At 40.8% G+C, this 20684-nt stretch carries 17 protein-coding genes; 12 read left to right on the top strand and 5 right to left on the bottom strand.

The genetic code is table 11. The features are described 5' to 3' along the window. From GX437_07780 to rodA, 10 genes are all read left to right on the top strand, one after another. On the top strand, positions 1 to 632 hold a 632-nt coding region (locus GX437_07780), incomplete at its 5' end, for a T9SS type B sorting domain-containing protein (protein ID NLJ07552.1). An 11-nt stretch (positions 633 to 643) separates the two neighbouring features. Beyond that, positions 644 to 1624 carry a PorP/SprF family type IX secretion system membrane protein gene (locus GX437_07785; protein ID NLJ07553.1) on the top strand — a complete coding sequence of 327 codons (981 nt, stop codon included), beginning with the start codon at positions 644 to 646 and terminating at the stop codon, positions 1622 to 1624. Between the two features lie 8 nt (positions 1625 to 1632). Next, complete coding sequence (locus GX437_07790; GenBank protein ID NLJ07554.1) at positions 1633 to 2874, top strand: OmpA family protein; 1242 nt, start codon at positions 1633 to 1635, stop codon at positions 2872 to 2874. Positions 2875 to 3149: 275 nt separating this feature from the next. Beyond that, positions 3150 to 3806 carry a fructose-6-phosphate aldolase gene (fsa, locus tag GX437_07795; protein ID NLJ07555.1) on the top strand — a complete coding sequence of 219 codons (657 nt, stop codon included), beginning with the start codon at positions 3150 to 3152 and terminating at the stop codon, positions 3804 to 3806. Positions 3807 to 4120: 314 nt separating this feature from the next. Beyond that, the gene (gene purH, locus GX437_07800) at positions 4121 to 5635 is read left to right on the top strand and encodes a bifunctional phosphoribosylaminoimidazolecarboxamide formyltransferase/IMP cyclohydrolase (protein NLJ07556.1); all 1515 of its coding nucleotides are present in this window, start codon (positions 4121 to 4123) and stop codon (positions 5633 to 5635) included. 5 nt (positions 5636 to 5640) lie between these two features. Further along, entirely contained in the window at positions 5641 to 6663 is a 1023-nt protein-coding gene (locus GX437_07805; GenBank protein NLJ07557.1) for a rod shape-determining protein, read from the top strand. Positions 6664 to 6686: 23 nt separating this feature from the next. Then, positions 6687 to 7517 carry a rod shape-determining protein MreC gene (gene mreC, locus GX437_07810; GenBank protein NLJ07558.1) on the top strand — a complete coding sequence of 277 codons (831 nt, stop codon included), beginning with the start codon at positions 6687 to 6689 and terminating at the stop codon, positions 7515 to 7517. Continuing rightward, complete coding sequence (mreD, locus tag GX437_07815; GenBank protein NLJ07559.1) at positions 7507 to 8031, top strand: rod shape-determining protein MreD; 525 nt, start codon at positions 7507 to 7509, stop codon at positions 8029 to 8031. The genes mreC and mreD overlap by 11 nt, the downstream gene beginning before the upstream one ends. Then, a complete protein-coding gene (mrdA, locus tag GX437_07820; protein NLJ07560.1) occupies positions 8028 to 9911 on the top strand; it encodes a penicillin-binding protein 2 in 1884 nt (627 codons plus the stop codon). Before mreD ends, mrdA begins: the two co-directional genes overlap by 4 nt. A 2-nt stretch (positions 9912 to 9913) precedes the next feature. After that, positions 9914 to 11173 (top strand): rod shape-determining protein RodA, encoded by a 1260-nt coding sequence (gene rodA / locus GX437_07825; protein NLJ07561.1) that lies wholly within the window; start codon positions 9914 to 9916, stop codon positions 11171 to 11173. A 3-nt stretch (positions 11174 to 11176) separates the two neighbouring features. On the opposite strand, the gene GX437_07830 is transcribed toward rodA, so the two are convergent. The 5 genes from GX437_07830 to GX437_07850 form a co-directional block, all read right to left on the bottom strand. After that, positions 11177 to 11956, bottom strand: coding sequence for a hypothetical protein (locus tag GX437_07830; GenBank protein NLJ07562.1), 780 nt, complete (start codon positions 11954 to 11956; stop codon positions 11177 to 11179). A 10-nt stretch (positions 11957 to 11966) separates the two neighbouring features. Then, positions 11967 to 12359 carry a biopolymer transporter ExbD gene (locus GX437_07835; GenBank protein ID NLJ07563.1) on the bottom strand — a complete coding sequence of 131 codons (393 nt, stop codon included), beginning with the start codon at positions 12357 to 12359 and terminating at the stop codon, positions 11967 to 11969. A 2-nt stretch (positions 12360 to 12361) separates the two neighbouring features. After that, positions 12362 to 12955 (bottom strand): MotA/TolQ/ExbB proton channel family protein, encoded by a 594-nt coding sequence (locus GX437_07840; protein ID NLJ07564.1) that lies wholly within the window; start codon positions 12953 to 12955, stop codon positions 12362 to 12364. 85 nt (positions 12956 to 13040) lie between these two features. After that, positions 13041 to 14003, bottom strand: coding sequence for a hypothetical protein (locus tag GX437_07845; protein ID NLJ07565.1), 963 nt, complete (start codon positions 14001 to 14003; stop codon positions 13041 to 13043). A gap of 121 nt (positions 14004 to 14124) precedes the next feature. Further along, positions 14125 to 18387, bottom strand: a complete 4263-nt coding sequence (locus tag GX437_07850) for a PKD domain-containing protein (GenBank protein ID NLJ07566.1) — start codon at positions 18385 to 18387, stop codon at positions 14125 to 14127. 221 nt (positions 18388 to 18608) lie between these two features. On the opposite strand from GX437_07850, the gene serS reads away from it, so the two are divergent. Further along, positions 18609 to 19877, top strand: coding sequence for a serine--tRNA ligase (serS, locus tag GX437_07855; protein ID NLJ07567.1), 1269 nt, complete (start codon positions 18609 to 18611; stop codon positions 19875 to 19877). 7 nt (positions 19878 to 19884) lie between these two features. After that, the coding region (locus GX437_07860; protein NLJ07568.1) for an ATP-dependent DNA helicase RecQ at positions 19885 to 20684 on the top strand (800 nt) is incomplete at its 3' end.

Raw genomic sequence — 20684 nt, forward strand, 5'->3', positions numbered from 1 at the left:
TGATTTCCGGCATTGGCAGTGGCAAAGCTTTTCCTTACGGCACAACTACGGAAGTCTATGAGGTAACTGATCTGGCAGGGAATAAGAATACCTGTTCTTTTAATGTCCTGGTCAGCCCTGCACCAAAAATTGAAGCAGGAAATGATACTTTTGTCTATTATGGTGAATCAATAGTCCTGAGTCCTCAGGCAGATGATAAAAACCTGATTTTCAAGTGGTCACCTGACTCATTCATCAATGATGTAACTTCTTCCGGTCCGGTAGTTAATCCCGAAAATACCATCCGTTATCATGTTCAGGTAACCAATCAGTATGGATGTACAGCGGAAGATTCCATTCTTGTCGAAGTAAAAAACGAGATTTTTATCCCGACCGTTTTTACGCCCGGCAACGCTGACAGTAAAAACACCAACGATACATGGAATATAAAAGGCCTGAAAAAACTCAGTGACTGGGAAGTTCATGTCTTCACGCTGTGGGGACAGGAAGTTTACTTTTCAAAAGGATATGAGACTCCATGGAACGGAGAATATAAGGGGAAGGAGGTGCCTGCCGGAACTTATCTCTATGTCGTTGATAATCCGAATGATAATCTTAAAGCTTTTAAAGGGGATCTGACTATCATCAGATAAAAAGGAATCGCATGAGAACAAAAATCTATTTATGGTTGCTGACAGCGTGGCTTGTCTTTGGCTCAGGAAGGCTGCCCGCACAGCAAGTTATGCTTTATCAACAGAGCCCGGTTGATATGTACGTCATCAATCCTGCCTTTGCTGGTTATGACGAAAATATTCATCTGAATTTGTGTTACTTAAAGCAATATGCGGGCATAACAAAAAGTCCTCAGTCTTATTATTTTAATGTTTATTCCCGATTGGGTAAAAGGCCGGCAAAAGTTTATAAACAATACTCTTTGCGAATCAGCCAGCCGGGAAAATATTCTACAGTCGGAAAACCGAAAGCATCAAAAATCATTCACGGGACAGGGGCATTTATATCCAATGACGCGTACGGACAGATGAAGAAACTTAACACCGGACTCTCTTACAGCCTTCACTACCGCCTGAATGAAAAAAACACAGCAGCAATTGGTTTAAGTGCCGGACTCGTGAATTTCAGCTTTAACAAAGATGGGCTGATCCCCGATATTCCTTTGGACGAAACACTTCAGCAATTCATCAATCAAAACTATTCAACTTCTTTTATCAACCTGAATGGCGGCATTTTACTTTACTCATCCAAATGGATGATTTCTTATTCTGCACATCAGATATTGGGGAATCAGATTTGGCTACGCTCCGAAAGTAATCCTTATCAGATTCAGCTTCATCATTTTCTTTCAGCTCAATACAAAATGAGTATAAAACAAGGTAAGCTGAAACTTAATCCCAGTCTGATCGTCCGTTATCTGAAAGGGATTGATCCGCTTGTCGAGCTAAATACTCTTTTGTACACCGATAGATATTGGGGAGGAATAGCTTACCGGCTCAACAACTCTGCCCTCCTCATGTTTGGTATAAAATGGAACAAAATTAACGTAGGCTATTCTTACAGCCTGAATACCAATGTTTTGTTTAACAATACTGCCGGCAGCCATGAATTGCTTTTAGGAATGACATTTTAAAATGCCCGATGATGAAAAAAGTTTTACTTATCTCAGTAATATTGTTGATAATCAAAACAGGCTCAGGGCAAAGTCCCCTGCCCCGCTTTGCCGACCCTGTCAGGCTGGATGCCAAAATCAACACCGATGCAGAAGAAAGTATGCCTGTTTTGACATCCGAAGGCGGAACAATGTACTTTGTGAGAACATTTTACAACAGAAACAATGGAGGAAAAGAAGCCGGGCAGGATATATGGAGATCATCCGGCAGCAAATCGTCATGGGCAGAGGCAGAAAATAATGTCTTTAACCTGAACAACAACAACAACAATGCTGTAGTAGGCGTCAGCAGAGATGGGAAAAGGCTTTACCTCCTGAATCAATATGTATGGAAAGACAAAATGAAAGCCGGTATATCAGTTTATGAGCCCGGCAAGACAGAATCGCCTGTTCCGCTGGATATTCCCGGACTTGACCCTCAAAGTGATTTCTATGGCTTTTACATGCATCCCGATGAAAATATATTGCTTATTTCTGCAAAACTTGAAAATTCCCTGGGAGAAGAAGATTTGTACGTTTCTTTGAAAATCAACGACAAATGGTCGTCACCCGTTCATCTGGGAAGTACTGTCAACACTGGTAACTACGACATTTCCCCCTTTCTGTCGGATGATACCAGAACCCTTTATTTTGCTACTGCCGGCAGGGGAGGACTCGGTAGTGCAGATATTTTCATGAGCACCAGACTGGATGACACCTGGAAAAAATGGGCTCCTCCTGTCAATCTTGGCAATAAAATCAATTCGCGCGGTTTTGATGCCTATTATTTCATGCAGGGAAACAACATCTGGTTCAGTTCAAACCGGTCTTCGGAAATGAGCGACATTTATTTCACCCGAATCATGAGCAAAGAAGAGCTGGAAGCCATGCTGCCCAAACCGCTTACCATTTATTTCAAACTTAACAGTTATATGATCAGCGGAGAGTCAAAACCGGTAATGGAAGAAGTGGTAAAAATTCTCGAACAGAATCAGGAATTGAAGGTGATTATTACCGGATATACCTGTAGCATAGGCAATGAAAATCAGAATCAGAAATTATCTGAAATGCGGGCAGGCTCTGCCATGGATTTTCTGCTTGCATACGGAATAGGGGTTGACCGTATCGAAATCGGTGCAGTGGGAGAGTCTAAAGCCGACCTGGCCGATCAATCGGAAGAGGTACAGAAAATGTTTCGAAAAGTCGAAATACGATTTGATTATTTATATTAGCCTCATCTTAAAACCGATATGTAAGCAGAAGAAACAAAAAAAAGCCCTCTATCATTCTTTTACTATTTAAGTTAAAGATTTTCAGCAATATAAGTTAATTTTCTTCAAAATTTCACTTCATTTAAAAAAACGTTTTACCTTTGCACCCGGGTAAGCCCTGTACGACCAGCTCCCTTTTGTAATCCCAGGGTCGGAAGGCAGCAAGGTTCAACTGGTTGAGCGGTGCGATACAGTAAGCTTACCTTTTTCTTTCTAACCTGCCAAAATCATTCATCATGTTGTTTTTTGCTGATACAGCCAATTTGAAAGCCATTCAGGAAATCAAAGAACTCGGTATTCTCGATGGTGTAACTACCAATCCCAGCCTGATGGCAAAGGAAGGTATCAAAGGAGAAAAAAACATCCTGAAACATTATGAAGAAATTTGCAGACTGACAGAAGGGGACGTCAGTGCTGAAGTCATTGCCGTTGATTTTGACGGTATGCTGAATGAGGCGCATAAGCTGGCCGCTATTTCAGGAAACATCGTAGTCAAAATTCCGATGACCAGAGAAGGGCTGAAAGTGATTAAGATACTGAAAGAAGAAGGCATAAAAACCAATTGTACGCTGGTTTTTTCAGCCGGACAGGCTATACTGGCAGCAAAAGCAGGTGCCACCTATATCTCACCATTTATCGGCAGGCTTGACGACATTTCTCAGGAAGGTATTCAGCTCATCCATCAGATTGTTAATATTTACGATATTCAGGGTTACGACACACTCATACTGGCAGCCTCTATCCGTCACCCCCTCCATATAGTTCAATGTGCTGAAGCTGGTGCCGATGTGGTAACCTGTCCCCCTGACGCTATCCTGAAATTGCTGAACCATCCGCTGACCGATTCCGGCCTTGAACGTTTTCTTTCCGACTTCCGGAAATCTCAGGAATAGTGATCCATCAAATTCCGGCTTTTTCTAATCTATTTTGCGCAACTTTGACAACTTCAAAATATCCTGATTTCTTATTTCAAGCAGCAAGAATATGGACAAAATGATTCTACAGACAAATATTTGTCAATGTTATCTGTTGAAGATCAAATGATTACAAGAAAAGATTTCATCTTTTCAACCTATCCTTTATCAGGTATTTCACCTTGCTTTTTCATCAATAATTAATTTCAAAAAAACTGTGAAATTTTCTGATTGCCTATTGTTTACAAATTTATTAATGGATATTTGCAGAACGGAAAAAAGTAAGATTATTTGTGAAAAAGATAAAATCAGCCTTAATCAGTGTATATAACAAGGAGGGATTACTTCCTATTCTTGAGGAACTTACCCGTCTGGGTGTAAAAATCATTTCGACAGGAGGAACTTATACTTACATAAAAAGCATGGGTTTTCAGGCAGTTGCTGTTGAAGAACTCACTTCATATCCATCCATTTTTGACGGACGAGTCAAAACCCTTCACCCTGCTATCTTTGGAGGAATATTAAACCGGAGAGATAATCAGTCGGATATGGCTGAAAAGGAAAAATACAAGATAGAAGACATTGATTTAGTGATTGTTGACCTTTATCCCTTTTCTGAAACAGTAGCATCCGGGGCATCAGAAGCTGAAATTATTGAAAAGATTGACATCGGTGGCATTTCGCTGATACGTGCCGCTGCGAAAAATTTTGAAGATGTTCTTGTGGTTCCGTCAAAAAACCAATACTCATTTCTGCTCGATTTGTTAATGAAAAAAAACGGTTATTCCGAGCTGCAGGATCGTAAACTGCTTGCCATTCAGGCATTTAATGTCAGCTCTGCCTACGATACCGAAATACATCAGTATTTTTCATCCGAAACACATGAATTTCTGAAAAGAAGTTTTGGCAGCTCCACAAAACTTCGTTACGGAGAGAATCCACATCAGCAGGCCATGTTTTATGGAGACATCGATGAAGCATTTTTTCAGCACCATGGCAAACAGATTTCATACAACAACCTGCTCGATATTGACTCAGCTTTCAGACTTATCAATGAATTTAAACAGACCACGGTAGCCATCATCAAACACTTAAATCCATGCGGACTGGCTTCCCGTGAAAATCTCACCCAGGCATGGAAAGATGCACTGGCAGGTGATCCCGTTTCAGCTTTTGGAGGAATTATTGTAACCAACGAGGTTATCGACCTGGCAACTGCTCAGGAAATGGATAAACTCTTTTTTGAAGTAGTGATTGCCCCCGGATATCATGCAAATGCATTGGAAGTACTGAAAACGAAGAAAAACAGAATCATATTGCAACTGAATAACAGCAACCTGCCCAAAGAAGAAATCAGAACCAGTCTTTTCGGATTACTCGTTCAGGACAGAGACACCAAAAGCGAAATAGCCGAAGACCTCAAATACGTAACCGAAGCAAAGCCTACCGCTGAGCAAATTGAGGATATGCTTTTTGCCAATAAGATAGTCAAACATTTAAAATCAAATGCCATCGTCATAGTTAAAAACAAACAGATGATCGGTGCGGGAATGGGTCAGACCAGCAGAATTGATGCACTGAAACAAGCTATTTCAAAAGCAAAGGAATATGGCTTTGATCTGAAAGGCTCAGTTTTGTCGTCAGATGCTTATTTCCCCTTTGCCGATTCCGTTGAAACTGCTTTTAAAGAAGGAATTTCAGCCATAATTCAGCCCGGTGGGTCGGTCAGAGATCAGGATTCCATTGATTTCTGCAACCAGAATGGCTTACCGATGGTTTTCACAGGATACAGACATTTTAAACATTAAACAAGATGGGAGTAAAATCATTATTTGTACAGGATTTAGCCATTGACTTAGGAACAGCAAACACCATAATTATTTATAATGACGAAATTGCCGTAGAGGAGCCGTCAATCATTGCGATAGATAACAACACAAAGAAAGTTATTGCTATCGGCAGGAATGCCATGCAAATGCACGGCAAAACGCATGATGACATAAAAACCATCAGGCCTTTGAGAGACGGGGTTATAGCTGATTTTTATGCAGCTGAGCTGATGCTTCGTGGCATGATCGGCATGGTAAAACGCAAAAGAACCTTGTTTTCTCCTCACCTGAGAATGGTCATTGGCATTCCTTCCGGTATTACAGAAGTAGAAAAACGGGCTGTCAAGGATTCGGCTGAAAAAGCAGGATGCAAGGAAGTCAAACTTATTCATGAACCTATGGCTGCTGCAATAGGGATTGGCATTGATGTGGAAGAACCTGTCGGAAATATGGTTATCGATATAGGCGGTGGAACCACGGAAATTGCTGTCATAGCCTTGGGAGGAATCGTATGTAATCAGTCGATACGTATTGCCGGAGACGAATTTACTGCCGACATCATCGATTATATGAGGCGTGAACACAATATTCAGGTTGGCGAACGCTCTGCAGAAAAAATTAAGATCGAGGTAGGTTCAGCCCTCACCGAGCTTGAAAACCCGCCTGAAAATTATCTTGTCAGTGGAAGAGACCTGATGACAGGCATTCCCAAGCAGGTTTCGGTCAATTATGCCGAAATAGCACAAACCCTTGATAAATCCATTTCAAAAGTGGAAGAAGCCATTTTAAAGGTACTTGAAGTAGCTCCGGCAGAATTATCGGGCGATATTTATCAAAACGGGCTTTACCTGACAGGTGGAGGGGCCTTATTGCGTGGTTTGGCCAAACGAATTTCAGATAAAAATAAACTCCCCGTACATGTAGCTGACGACCCCCTCAGAGCTGTCGCCCGTGGTACCGGCATCGCACTTAAAAACATGCATAGATTTAAATTCTTGATTTCCTGACAGTTGAATAATACAGGGGTGATATGATACGACTTTTTCAATTTATCAGGAAATATCATTACCCCATTCTTTTCATTCTGCTTGAGATCATCGGGTTTATTATCCTGACAAGTTCCTCCCCTTTTCATCAGTCAAAACTAAATTATGCTTTCCAGGAAGTAAATGGAAGTATTTTCCGTCAAATTGCATCTGTCAGATCTTATTTCAGGCTGCATCAGGTAGCCGACAGCCTCATGGCAGAAAATGCAAGACTCAGGGAACTTGTTTATGCCTCAGGGGAAGAACCGGCTAATGACTCTATCGTTATTGATACGGTGAAAAAGCTGCAGTACCGGCTAAAAACTGCAAAAATCATCAACAACACACTTTCAGGTTCTAACAATTTCATTATCATCGATAAAGGGAGAAAAGACAGTATTCATGAACAAATGGGTGTAATGAGCACTTCAGGGATAGCAGGTGTTTTAATGCAGGTTTCGGAAAATTATTCTCTGGCTTTGTCAGTTTTGAGTAAAAAATTCAGGGTAAACGCAAAAATCCTTGAAACAGGTGAACTGGGTTCTCTGACATGGGACGGAAAATCGCCAAAGTATATGATATTGACCGATATACCCAATCAGATTAAAATTGCAAAAGGTCAGCATGTGGTGGTGGGTCCTTATTCCCGTTACTTTCCCGAAAACACTCCTGTCGGAGTTATCGAAGATTTTGACGTCAGCTCCAATAGTAGTCTTTTGGATATTAAAGTCAGACTATATGACAATATCAAAAACCTGAAAAGAGTTTTCCTGATTGAAAATACTGACTGGCTGGAGCTTGAATTACTCGAAAAACAATTCAGCGATGAGAAATAATACTCCTGTCATATTGATTTTTCATACAATTCTCATCATACTTGTACAACTACTGGTACTCAACAATATATTGATATTCAACAAAGTACATCCATACTTATATCTGCTTGTCATTTTATTCCTTCCGGTTGGGCTCAACAAAATAACTATTTTAATTATTGGTTTTCTGACCGGACTGGCCATTGACATATTCAGCATTTCCTATGGCATTCATACCATTGCCAGTACGCTCATAGCTTTTCTGAGACCGTTTATTTTATCCGGCATAACTGACATTGACGAAGAAAGTAAAAATGCTTTGCCGGGCATCAGGTTTCTCGGAATTCAGAGCTATCTGACTTACCTCCTGATTATCATCTTTATACATCATCTGACGATGTATATGCTTGATGCAGGGGGATTCAGAGACTTTTTTTATACCATCTTTAAATCCTTTTTTTCAACTTTTGTTTCTGCATTAGTAATAATTATTTACGAACTTGCACTGCTTTTTAAACAGTCAGAACCGAGATGATTATTTATCAGGACAGAAAAAAAGTTATTATTTATTTTGTCATTGCTATAGGAATAATCTTTTTTCTGAGACTGTTTTATCTTCAGGTACTGACGGGTAAATATAAGATTTTTGCCCGTGAAAATGCTTTGCAGAAACGCATAATCTATCCGCCACGAGGAATTATTTTCGACAGGAACTCAAAAGTGCTGGCCAGTAATCAGGCTGTTTACGACCTGCTGGTTACTCCTTATCAGGTGGAAGAAAGTGTTGATAAAACTGAACTTTTAAATATTCTGAATATTTCCGCAAGGGAATACGATAGTCTGTTCAAACTTGCCTGTGATTACTCCTGGCGAAAACCATCTGTCTTTCTGAAAAATATTTCGCTCAAAACCTATGGCCTTGTGCAGGAATGTCTTTATAAATATCATGGATTTTATGCCCAACCCCGATCCATGCGGAAATATCCCGAAGAGACGGCTGCCCATCTCCTGGGCTATGTCGGGGAAGTAACTCAAAAAGACATTGACGAATCGGGTGGTAATTATCACCGGGGAGACATGATAGGCATCAGCGGGATAGAAAAAAGTTATGAAAACTGGTTAAAAGGCGTCAACGGAGAAAAATATATTTTGGTGGATGTTCACAATACGGAACAAGGCAGTTACATGAAAGGGAGTCAGGACAAACAGGCTGTTCCCGGAAGTAACCTGATAACAGGCATTGATATAGAAATTCAGACCTATGCTGAAAAACTGATGGCCGGAAAAAAAGGAGCTGTAGTGGCTATTCAGCCAGCAACCGGAGAACTGCTTGCCCTTGTCAGTGCGCCTTATTATTCACCCTCCTTACTGCTTGGCCGTGATAGGGCAAAAAATTATCATTCCCTCCTGATTGACAAAGACAAACCTCTCTTCAACCGTGCCCTTACAGCCATGTATCCTCCGGGTTCAACTTTCAAGGTAGTGATGGCCTTGATCGGACTTAAGGAAAATGTGATTACAGACATAACCACCATTCCATGTAATGGGGGCTATTCGCTGGGAAGTCTGAGAATTGGCTGTCATCCCCACCCCTCTCCGCTCGATGTGCATTATGCCATAGTTTATTCCTGCAATGCATTTTTTTGTCAGGTTTTCAGGAATGTGGTTGACCTGAGAAAATATTCAAACATTTACCAGGGATTCAACAACTGGCGTCAAAACCTGACAGAATTCAGCATCGGAAAACAAACAGGAATTGACCTTCCTAATGAATCAAAAGGAATATTGCCGACTACAGCCCGCTATGACAAAATTTATGGTAAAAACAGGTGGAAATCCTCCAACATTCTTTCGCTGGCTATCGGGCAGGCCGAAATAAGCCTGACACCCATACAAATGGCCAATGTAGCTGCCATCATTGCCAACCGTGGTTTTTATTACACACCTCATGCAGTCAAAGCCATTGAAATTGATAATCTTCAACGTGAACTTCAGTTTGAAAAGCATAGTGTCAATATTCTGCCTGCCTATTTTGAAAAGGTGGCGAATGCCATGCAGGATGTTCCACTTACCGGAACTGCCATCAGGTATGGGCCTTACTTTAAGGATTATGAAATTTGTGGCAAGACCGGAACAGCTCAAAACCCGCATGGGAAAGAACATTCCGTCTTTATATGCTTTGCACCTAAGTTTAATCCGCAGATTGCCATAGCAGTAGTAGTTGAAAATGCCGGTCAGGGAGCTCATTGGGCAGCTCCGATAAGCTTCCTGCTGATTGAACGCTATCTTATCCGTCAGGAAAATGAAAAAACAAAGTGGATTGAAGACATTATGCTTGGGAAAAACCGTTCAAATGAAAGCAGCACCTCGCATACCGAACCTGAACATGAAGAAACGGAAGAACAAACAGATTGAATATGGAATATAGCGGATATCAGCGAAACTTCGACAGAACAGTCTTTGCAATTTTCATTGCTTTGGTGCTGATTGGAATGGCAAGCATATTCAGTGCTGAATATAATCCGAATTCAGAACAGCTATTTTCATGGGATTCTGCATTCGGCAAACAGCTGATGTGGCTGGCAGGATGTATTGTTATTTTTGCCATCATTTCCATTATCGATGTGCGTATTTTTATCAACCTGAGTTATGTTATTTATGCTGCAACTTTATTGTTACTGGTAGTTACACTTGCCCTCGGACATACCATTTCAGGTTCAAAATCATGGCTGATCTTAGGCGGATTCAGTATGCAACCTGCAGAGCTGGCCAAATTCGGGACTGCCCTTGCACTTGCCCGTTTCCTCGATAGCAGTAATGTCAATTTAGCAAATAAAAGGGATCTGTTCGTTGCAACTTTAATCATTCTTATCCCGCTCGGCCTTATATTATTGCAACGTGATTTCGGCTCTGCACTTGTTTTTGTTTCTTTTATACTTGTTCTTTACAGAGAGGGTTTACCGGGCTGGGTAATCTTTCTGCCACTTGCTGCTGCTGTGTTGTTTATTATCACACTCATTGCCGGAACCCTCTATACTTCTATCGGGTTGACGGTCATTGCCCTGTTTTTTTATCTTTTTTCATTCGATAAGCGGAAAGCACTCTGGTTAACACTGGTAGCACTTTTAACCGGCATTCTCATTACTTTTAGTGTAAATTATGTCTTTGACCATGTTTTACTGCCCCATCAGCAATCCAGAATAAATGTTCTGATTGGAAAAGAAATCGACCTGAAAGGGTCAGGATACAATGTCCATCAGTCATTAATAGCTATCGGGTCAGGTGGTGTTTTGGGTAAAGGTTATCTGAACGGCACACAAACCAAACTTAATTTCATCCCGGAACAAAGTACCGATTTCATTTTCTGTACTATCGGGGAAGAATTTGGGCTATTAGGCGGGTTGACCATCATTTTACTTTTCACCGGACTGATTCTGAGAATTTTATCCATTTCAGAAAACCATAAATTAAGATTTACAAGACTTTATGGTTACGGAATTCTATCTGTTTTGCTGATTCATTTTACCATCAATATCGGTATGACACTGGGTATTTTGCCGGTAATCGGGATCCCGCTTCCCTTTATCAGCAGGGGTGGAACTTCCTTATTAAGTTTTACCATGATGATTGCCGTTTTCCTCAATCTCGAACGGGAATACAGGCATTATTTCAAGTAAAGGTTAATTGAGCTTAAAGTTAAAGGTAATGGTTCCGTATTGAACTTCCGGAGCATCCGGATTGGGTGAAAACTTAACCTTCATGGCAGCTGCAGCAGCTTTTTCGGCCAGCGGACCTACAGCAGTTGTCGCTCCGTATTTATAGACTGGTGTGGCTGAAATAACGGTTCCGTTTCTGTTGACTTCAATTTCTATGACTATTTTTGCTGTTTGCTGTGAGTTGTCTTCGATTTTTGGAGGTGCCAGTAAAACTGTCCGCCCACTTAGGTTAAATGAATAGCCACTTCCACCTCCTGTGCCATATTTGTATGCATCCGGATTACCCGTTTTACTTCCCTGGTCTCCGGGTGTTTCCGTATTTCCTTTCTGACCCCCTGTATTGCCGGATTGAAACTGAAATTTTGGATTGGCTTTCTTTTCTTCCTTTGCAGGCTCTGTGTTTTGAACTTGATTAGTTTTCTTTTCTTCAGCCTTGGGAACCGTAACGGGCGTTTCTTCCACCTGCTGCGATATTACCGGAGTTTCAACCACAGGTTGCGAAGTAGCCGGTTGACTCGGTTCAGGTTGATAATCAGAATATTGCGGAGCACTTTCTCCGGGAGAACCAAATTCAGTTGTTCCCAGTAACACATAAGCGCCTTCTGTTTCAGTGACTGAAGTAGTTGACTTAAAGCCAAAAATAATTGCTACAACAAAAATCAGAACCAGCAAAATAATCGTTCCGGAAACAGCTGTTATTCTGTCTTTCGGGCTGGCCAGATCTTCATTTCTGCTTGTTTTCATTGCTTTAGATTTATTCCGGCATCGTAGCAATAACGACCCTCGAGGTTACTTTATTGCATGATTTTAAGACCTTTACAAAATCACCATGTCTGACTCGCTCGTCCACCCGCAGCACAATTGAAATATCCTGAATGTCAGAAACCATCGAACGCAGTTTATTTTCAATCTGATCATAGGAAACCTGTTCATTATCAATATAGTATTGAAGATTCTCCGTTACGGAAAGATTGACAATTTTTACAGGTAATTTTTCAGTAGTAGCCTTGGGAAGGATTAGCTTAATGGCGTTTGGAGTAACAAAATTGGAAGAGAGCAGAAAAAATATCAGCAACAGAAAAATAATATCTGTCATTGAAGCCATGTTAAAATCAGGCTTGATGTCAGTTGTTCTTTTTATTGCCATAATCAAACAGGTTCATGAAGTACATCAATAAATTCAACGGAAGTAGCTTCCATTTTGAAAACTACCTTTTTAATCATTGTGGCCAGAATATTATAGCCAAAATAGGCAGGAATCCCGACAATAAGACCGGCAGCAGTGGTGATCATGGCTTCATAAATACCTCCTGCCAGTTGTTCAGGGACAATATTGCTTCCGGCTTGGGACAATTGCCAGAAAGCTTTTATCATTCCGGTAACTGTACCTAAAAACCCCAGCATGGGTGCTGCACCGGCAATGGTGGCCAGCGTTGCCAGCTTTTTCTCCATTTTAAATACTTCCAGATTGGCTACATTTTCAATGGAGGTAGTTATGTCTTTCAGGGGATTCCCTATCCTGGATATCCCCTTTTCAAGCATTCGGGCAATCGGACTGTCTTTAGACAGACAAAGAGACCTTGCTCCCTCAATATTTCCATTGATGACCAAATCCCTGATTTTGTTCATAAAGTTGTCGTCAATTTCTGCAGAACGCCTGATGACCATGTAGCGCTCAATAAAAATATAAACAGCAATGACAAACAAAATGGCGATGGGAATCATCATAATCCCCCCTTTCATTGACAAATCAAGCAAACTCAGCTTATTGGTTACCTGTTGTGCGTTATTCGCAAGAGAATCGGCCTGTAATAAAATTCCTTTCATATTATTTATTTAAGATCCAAACTGATAAATTTTCCTTACTTTTAAGTTCATTGACAAAGATTTGTGCAGAATCAGCAACGCTAAAACTTTTCAGGCTAACCCTCTGATAAACTCCATCAGCTATAATCTCCGTATCTGAAAAGCCCCGCTGAATCAGATCAGCCTTATATTTCTCAGCATTTTGCATTTCTTTAAAGCATCCGCAAATAATGAAATAGTGAGGAATAAAAGGCTCATCAGGGATATTTTCAGCCTTCTGTTTCGATGTTGCATCCGGTTTTATTTCCGGTTCCTGAATAACTGGCGTAACAAGCTGTTGTTTTTCAACCATTGTCTTTCCCTGCTGAATTTCATTTCCCGTTGGGACAAACGATGCCATTTCTCCGGTAAAAGGCTCTTTCAGTAAAAACATACCCCAAAGAATAACAAGCACCGGAAAATAAAAAGCCAGTGAATAATATAAAACTTTTCTGTTCCCTGATTTCACTCTGCCTCTCCTGACCCTGGGTTTTGGCTTCAGGTCGATAGCTTCAGGGATAAGCCTGCTTCGGTTTACTTCTTTGACCCCGATGGCTTCAAGTCCGTAGGATTCGGTCAGAAAGTTGAATGAATAATAAGGACTGAATATGATTTTAGCGTGTTCTGTCTGCTGAAGTTCCCCCAGCTTGTTGATACTGATGGTTTCTCCTTTTTGTAAAACTTCCTGCCATTCCTGAATCATCCTCCGTCCTGTTGCAGAAGCTTCTTCATAACTCATTTTATTTTTTTCAGCCAGAAAATGAAATAAAAGTCCGTCATTGGAAACAAGGCTTGGGTTAAAAACCACATTCCGGGAAGGAGGATATATTTTGCCGTCAACTATTTTCGATGGCTGATAATTGGCAATGAAAGCACCAAAACCAGGTATGATGACACAATCGTGTCTTAACAATAATTCAACAATGTATTTTGGTAAATTATTCATACTCAACGTCTGCCTGGCTTTTATTTTAAACGCAAATTTCCTCTAATGATTTCAATCTTTCAGAATTCCATAAAAATTTTTTTCAACAATAAGGGGATAAGTAAACCAAGCGGCTGATATTCTAACGGATAAGCGTGATAGTACCTGATGTTTCAAAATACCTGCTTTTAAAAATATAGTAGTAAGTGGATGGAGATAACGGTATTCCATTGTATTTACCATCCCACCAGATGGGCTCATTTACAGCTTTAAATACCAGTTGTCCCCAACGGTTGAATATATAGAACTCATAGTTGTCGCACAGAAAATTCATCCCCTTGATGGTATAAATTTCATTAATGCCGTCATTGTTGGGTGTAAATACATTGGGGATTTCAATTTTCTCCGGTTCATATTCCCCCACCTTAATTTTTTTGCTTACCGAATCGGCACAGAAAGTATCCCTGTTCATGACAAATTTAACCCAGTATTCTCCTTTTCCGGCATATTTGTATAAAAAGCGGCTTTTGTCTTTGATGGTAGTATCGCCCAAATCCCAGAATACATTCACTGCTCCATGAGATTGAGCCTCAAAAAGAGCTGTCGGCTCACAGCTGTCGTATTTTACTGAAAAATCGGCTGAAGGACTACTATAAATCAATACTTTTTGTATCAGACTGTCGGTACATGGACCATCTGTAACAACCAGCAATATCTGATATTCCCTCATGGTATCCCTGAAGATTCCGCTTGTATCGTAATGATGGTAAAAGATTGATGAAGAATTTATTTCACTTGTCCCATCCCCAAAAAACCAGTTACAGGCACCCCCTTTTGAGGATTTGTTGTAAATTTTAACCCGGTTGGTACAGGTATCCCAGAAAGGCTGAAAATCAGCTTTTGCAAGATGTTCAATATCAATGGTATCTGTCATGGTATCCCTGCACTGCGAAGATGAAACTGCTGCCAGCCTTATGGTATATTTCCCTGGGTCTTTATAGGTGATAAAAAATGTATCTTTAGAACTGCCTGTCTGTCCGTTACCGAAATCCCAGTAAAATTTAACAGCATGTTGCGACTGGTTGATAAATCTGACATCAGTGGAACAGAGGAAAACTGAATCAGAAAACATGGCTATCGGTAAAGGAGGAATTTCAAGTATCCTGATAACGGTGTCAATACATAATGTTCCGTTGTTTGCCAAAAAAGTTATCTGATAAAGGCCTGGCTTAGCAAATTGATAATTTAATACAGTATCAATCATGGCTGTATCGTTCCCATCACCGAAATCCCACCATCCGCTATTGGTACTGTAAGGTGAGATACCGTAAAAAGAAGCTGTTAGCCTGCAGGTATCGAGCAGGATGAGTGCATTGGCAGGGTTAATTTTCAATACGATGTCGGAATAAACCGTGTCAGCACAAACCGTATTGGGCATGGCAATCAGGGTAACATGAAAAGAGTCAGCTGTCTGATATTTATGCTTGTGCATCAGATTGTCATTTTTTGAGGTATCTCCATCTCCATAATCCCAGAAATACGATGAGGCTTGTTGCGACTTATTGAGAAACAAGGCATTACCATTACAGGTATCAACAGTAAAAGAAAACCCGGCAATCGGGAGCTGGTCAATATATATGGTTTTGCTAATTCTGTATTCACAAACAGTTCCCGAATCCACAATCAATGTCGCCTGATAGGTCCCTGTGTCGGAATAAACATGAATGGGTTTTGGTAAATTGCTATGATTGACGGCACTTTTAGGATCTCCGAAATTCCACCGGAAATCATTACTGTACTTGCTTTTTGCCTCAAAAGAAATCTCATTTCTGCATACCCCCGGCTGCCAGATAAAATCTGCTTCCGACTGGTTGTAAACTCTGACGTACTGGAAGGTAGTATCCGCCTGGTCGCAGGTGTTGATGTTTCTTGCAATCAGGGTTACTTTGTATGTACCGGTATCAGGATAGTGAAACCTGGGCTCAAAAGCTGACAAGGTATCATCTGTCCGCCACGAAATACCAAAATCCCAGAAATATTCGGCACCGCCAACTGTTTTGTTGATGATATGCGTGGAATCTGCCAGACAAAAAATAGTATCGATGCTGAAATCAGCAAGTAAATCGGGAATATCGAGGTCAATTTTAAAGATGGCATTGTTACAATTGGGACTGTTATTGGTGGTAGAATGGACATTACCCGGATAAGTCGGAAAATCATGATCGTAGCCTCCACAGCTTGCACATACTGATTGATAGACCACTCCTTTTTTATCAAAACGGCTGGTACCTCCATCCACATGGTCTTCACTCAGGTTTCCCCCGAAAAAAGTTGCATAAAGAAGGCTCTGAATATCTTTTGAAAACACACATACATAAAAATCAGAGCCATCGGTGGATTTTTGAAAAGCATCAGAAGTAACCGGCAAACCTGTTGTATAGCTGTTTGTATTTCTGCTCATGCTGTTGTTGGCTCCTCCTCCCCATCCGGAAAAATAAACTCTTTCGCAGATATCGACCAGAAATGCGGAAGGTGAAAGTTCAGGATTGGTACCTCCCAAACCGATTACGGTGGAATAAATCAGAGAATCAAGTCCGGGATTAAGTTTACTGATAAATATTTTGCCTTTGGATTTAGAGTACTTGACATTTTTTACAGGGAAATTATCACTTTTGGTTTGACCTGTAACATACACAAAATCATTGGCATCGAGCTGGACAAAATAGACCTGATCATAAGCGTTTGTACCAAAATAAGTTGCTGATTTTGCCTGCTGAAAATCTTCACTGATGTAATAAATAAAGCCATCGGCCACTCCGCCCTGATAAGATGGCTGGTATTTGCCGGTGGTAGTTTTCAGATCCGTACTGCGTGTACCTCCGCAAACATAAATCTCATCTTTGGAATTGACAGCAAGCCCATATCCGGCATCATCCTGAAGGCCGCCAATAAATGAGGCTTTTTGTAAGGTATCGAGGTCGTTGGAAAAACGACATACTACGGCATCCTGAAGCCCACCTCCGTAAGTGGATTGAAAACAGCCTGAAGTTACCGGAAAATCAGACGATTTGGTTGTAGTCATCACCAGAATCCTGTTTTTACTGTCAATATTGACTTCACCCCGATAGCTGTCACCATAATTAAAACCCAATTCACTCTGGTTGGGTCCGCTTGGCGGCTGAATATAATAACCGTTTAAGCCATCTTCCCCGCTGCCTCCCAAATAAGTAGAGGCAAGCAGAGATTTTCCGTCAAGGGAAAATTTTGCCAGAAAAATATCATAACTACCGTTGAAGGAGCTATCGTAAAATTTGTTGCCAATTGGAAAATTCTTTGAAGAAGTGTTCCCGAAAATAATCAGATTAAAATTTTTATCCACTACCATGCTGTGCGGGTCCTCATTTCCGCTGCCTCCCAGGTAAGTGGCATACACCAAAGATCGTCCATCAGGCCTGTATTTTAAAATCCCGATATCTCTTCCCATCCCTGAACCAAATACATTTCCGCTGTGACCACCTGCAAACGTCAGCTGGAATGCACCCGTTGTTACCGGAAACCCCATGCTGAAGACGGTTCCACCACTATAAGCATAGCCTGAATCATCGTAAGTGGCAGTGTATCCGAAATTATCAGCCAGCGAGCCTGAATAAGATGAAAAAATGACCACAGGATCTATAACAGTACGGTAATTTCTGTCGCTGCCATCGGGTATGCTGAAGCTCAGCACATTCTCTTTCAGCATGTATTCACAGCCAACCGGATGTTTTTCGTTACCTATCAAAACATACACCTCAGGCATTTGCTCGGTTACAACACCCATTGAAGTCATTATTTTCAGGATGTTATTTTCCATGCTGATTTTATCAGAGCCTTCATACTTCAATTTAATTTGTTTCGGGTCTGCTCCGGGATGAAGAATTATGTTGTATTTAAACAAGTTATCTGTTGAAGTCAGTTCGATGTCTGTTCCCGGATAAATGTTTTTTATCAAAACAGATCTAAACAGATTAACACCTGATGCCCATTTCGACCTGTCATTTCCCAGAAAATAATTATAGTAATAAGGTAATTGTTCTAACCCGATGATTGAAGGATTTTCATTGCTTCCCAGAAAACTGACTCTGAGTGAATGAGCCTTGACCACTGCGAAATCAAGTTTCTGATGCTCAATTTCATGAATCTTTTCTGCATCATAAAACAAATAGCTAAGCCTGTTGTTTTCTATGAAAAGAATCCCTCCTCCCAAATCCGCCCTGTATCGGACATTAGGCTCCCATTGACCTTTATTTTCAATGAAAATCAGGTCCCCATGAGGATAAGCTGAAAAAGGAAAAACCATTCCGAGACATATCAGACAAACGGCTATCCAAACGGATTCAATTCCTTTTTTTTTCCTGTGTTTCAAAAATACAATCTTTTTACCCTGTTTTAAAAGACTAAGCAAAAATAACACTTTTACAGCATTAATGCGTTTGTCTTTTGCTGATCATCCATAGATTCTGTTTAGTCCTGCAAATAGGAATTCGTTATTCCTTTTTGAAAAAATAAAAACCCGTAATTAAAGTCGCACAAACCAGAATAACGAATTTTTAAGTCTAAATTTGCCGGCTGATAAAAATCCCGTTTATGCTTACTTTACAAACAATTACCCAAAAGAAAGATGAAGTTGTCAGGCTTCTCGACATCAAACATTTTAAAAACACTGAATTAATCGACAAGATTATTGAACTTGATGCCGAACGAAAAAAAACTCAAAGTGAGAGCGACAGGCTTCAGGCCGAGATGAACCGTATTTCAAAGGAAATCGGCATTTTATTTCAGAAAGGCGAAAAAGAAAAAGCTAATGTATTGAAAAACAAGTCAGTTGAACTCAAAGAAAGAATAAATGCTGAGGGAACACAACTTCAGACTATCGTCAATGAACTGAATGACATTTTACTGGAAATCCCTAATTTACCACATCCATTGGTCATCAAGGGAGAAAGCGAAGCCGACAATCAGCTGATCCGTCAACATGGCGAAATCGCTTCATCTGAAAACCTTCCCCATTGGGAAATAGCTGAAAAATCTGGTATTATCGATTTTGAGACAGGAGTTAAAATTACCGGCTCAGGTTTTCCAGTTTATCGTGGAAAAGGAGCAAAACTACAACGGGCACTTATTAATTATTTTCTCGACCATGCTGTCAATGCCGGATACACAGAAATTGAACCCCCTGTTTTTGTCAACAGGGAATCTGCTTTTGGCACCTGTCAGCTTCCCGATAAAGACGGACAGATGTACTTCATCAATGAAGACAATTTTTACCTGATCCCCACAGCAGAAGTCCCGCTTACAAATATTTACAGGGATAAAATATTAGATATCAAAGATTTACCTGTTAAAATTACCGGATATACACCCTGTTTCCGCAGAGAAGCCGGTTCGTATGGTAAAAATGTACGTGGGCTAAATCGACTTCATCAGTTCGATAAAGTTGAAATCGTCCAGATAACAACCCCTGAAAAATCTTACACTGCCCTCGAAGAAATGGTTTCCCATGTCGAAAATATTCTGCTTGAATTAGGACTTGTTTTCAGAATCATCAGACTATGCGGAAAAGATATGAGTTTTGCCTCAGCCATGACATATGATTTTGAGGTCTATTCCTTCGGACAGCAGCGATGGCTGGAAGTCAGCTCTGTTTCAAATTTTGAATCTTTTCAGGCAAACCGTCTGAGATTGCGGTACAAGGATGAGAATGGCAAAAACCAGACAGCCCACACACTTAACGGAAGTGCACTCGCTTTACCCCGTATTGTCGCAGCTATTCTCGAGCATCATCAGCAGGACAATAAAGTACTGATTCCAGATAAACTGTTGCCTTATACAGGCTTTGAATTTATTGAATTTTAACGACTTGATTGAAAAACTGAAGCAAATACTGAATCAGTATTGGGGAACCACTTCCTTCCGCCCGCTTCAGCTTGATATTATCCAATCTGTTCTGACAGTTAACGACACCCTTGCCCTGATGCCTACAGGTGGCGGGAAATCAGTGTGTTATCAGGTTCCTGCACTTTACCTGGAAGGGATGTGCATTGTTGTTTCCCCACTCATTGCCCTGATGAAGGATCAGGTCGAATCGCTGAGGTCAAAAAAAATACCTGCCGCAGCCGTCTTTACAGGAATGAGCTATACGGAAATTGAAAACACCTTAAATAATGCTGCTTTCGGGCAGTATAAACTGCTTTACGTTTCTCCCGAGCGCCTTCAGACCGAAAGTTTCAGATTGAAAGTGGAAAAAATGCCCGTCAGCCTGCTGGCTGTCGATGAAGCCCACTGTATTTCTGAATGGGGATATGATTTCCGCCCGGCATACCTCGAAATAGCCAATATCAGGGAATATTTACCCGAAGTGCCTGTTCTGGCATTAACCGCCACAGCCACCCCCGAAGTCAGACAGGATATCATTTCAAAACTGAATCTGAAAAATGTCAAAGTCTTTGAAAAAAGTTTCAACCGCGAAAACCTGATTTATGCTGTAGTCCACTCAGAATCAAAATATAACAGTTTGCTGAGTTTGGTAAAAAAAATTCCGGGCAGCGGAATTGTCTATGGGAAAACAAGAAAACAGGTGGTGGAATCAGCTCAGTTTTTAAGACAAAATAAAATTTCAGCAGACTATTACCATGCCGGCCTCGACACCGCCACACGAAACAA

Source organism: Sphingobacteriales bacterium, assembly GCA_012517435.1.
Lineage (GTDB): Bacteria > Bacteroidota > Bacteroidia > CAILMK01 > JAAYUY01 > JAAYUY01.

What these genes read in the sequence shown, in the direction of transcription:
- GX437_07785 (NLJ07553.1), top strand. Translation starts at nt 644, where the DNA reads ATGAGAACAAAAATCTATTTATGGTTGCTGACAGCGTGGCTTGTCTTT.
- GX437_07790 (NLJ07554.1), top strand. Translation starts at nt 1,633, where the DNA reads ATGATGAAAAAAGTTTTACTTATCTCAGTAATATTGTTGATAATCAAA.
- fsa (NLJ07555.1), top strand. Translation starts at nt 3,150, where the DNA reads ATGTTGTTTTTTGCTGATACAGCCAATTTGAAAGCCATTCAGGAAATC.
- GX437_07805 (NLJ07557.1), top strand. Translation starts at nt 5,641, where the DNA reads ATGGGAGTAAAATCATTATTTGTACAGGATTTAGCCATTGACTTAGGA.
- mreC (NLJ07558.1), top strand. Translation starts at nt 6,687, where the DNA reads ATGATACGACTTTTTCAATTTATCAGGAAATATCATTACCCCATTCTT.
- mreD (NLJ07559.1), top strand. Translation starts at nt 7,507, where the DNA reads ATGAGAAATAATACTCCTGTCATATTGATTTTTCATACAATTCTCATC.
- mrdA (NLJ07560.1), top strand. Translation starts at nt 8,028, where the DNA reads ATGATTATTTATCAGGACAGAAAAAAAGTTATTATTTATTTTGTCATT.
- rodA (NLJ07561.1), top strand. Translation starts at nt 9,914, where the DNA reads ATGGAATATAGCGGATATCAGCGAAACTTCGACAGAACAGTCTTTGCA.
- GX437_07830 (NLJ07562.1), bottom strand. Translation starts at nt 11,956, where the DNA reads ATGAAAACAAGCAGAAATGAAGATCTGGCCAGCCCGAAAGACAGAATA.
- GX437_07835 (NLJ07563.1), bottom strand. Translation starts at nt 12,359, where the DNA reads ATGGCAATAAAAAGAACAACTGACATCAAGCCTGATTTTAACATGGCT.
- GX437_07840 (NLJ07564.1), bottom strand. Translation starts at nt 12,955, where the DNA reads ATGAAAGGGGGGATTATGATGATTCCCATCGCCATTTTGTTTGTCATT.
- GX437_07845 (NLJ07565.1), bottom strand. Translation starts at nt 14,003, where the DNA reads ATGAATAATTTACCAAAATACATTGTTGAATTATTGTTAAGACACGAT.
- serS (NLJ07567.1), top strand. Translation starts at nt 18,609, where the DNA reads ATGCTTACTTTACAAACAATTACCCAAAAGAAAGATGAAGTTGTCAGG.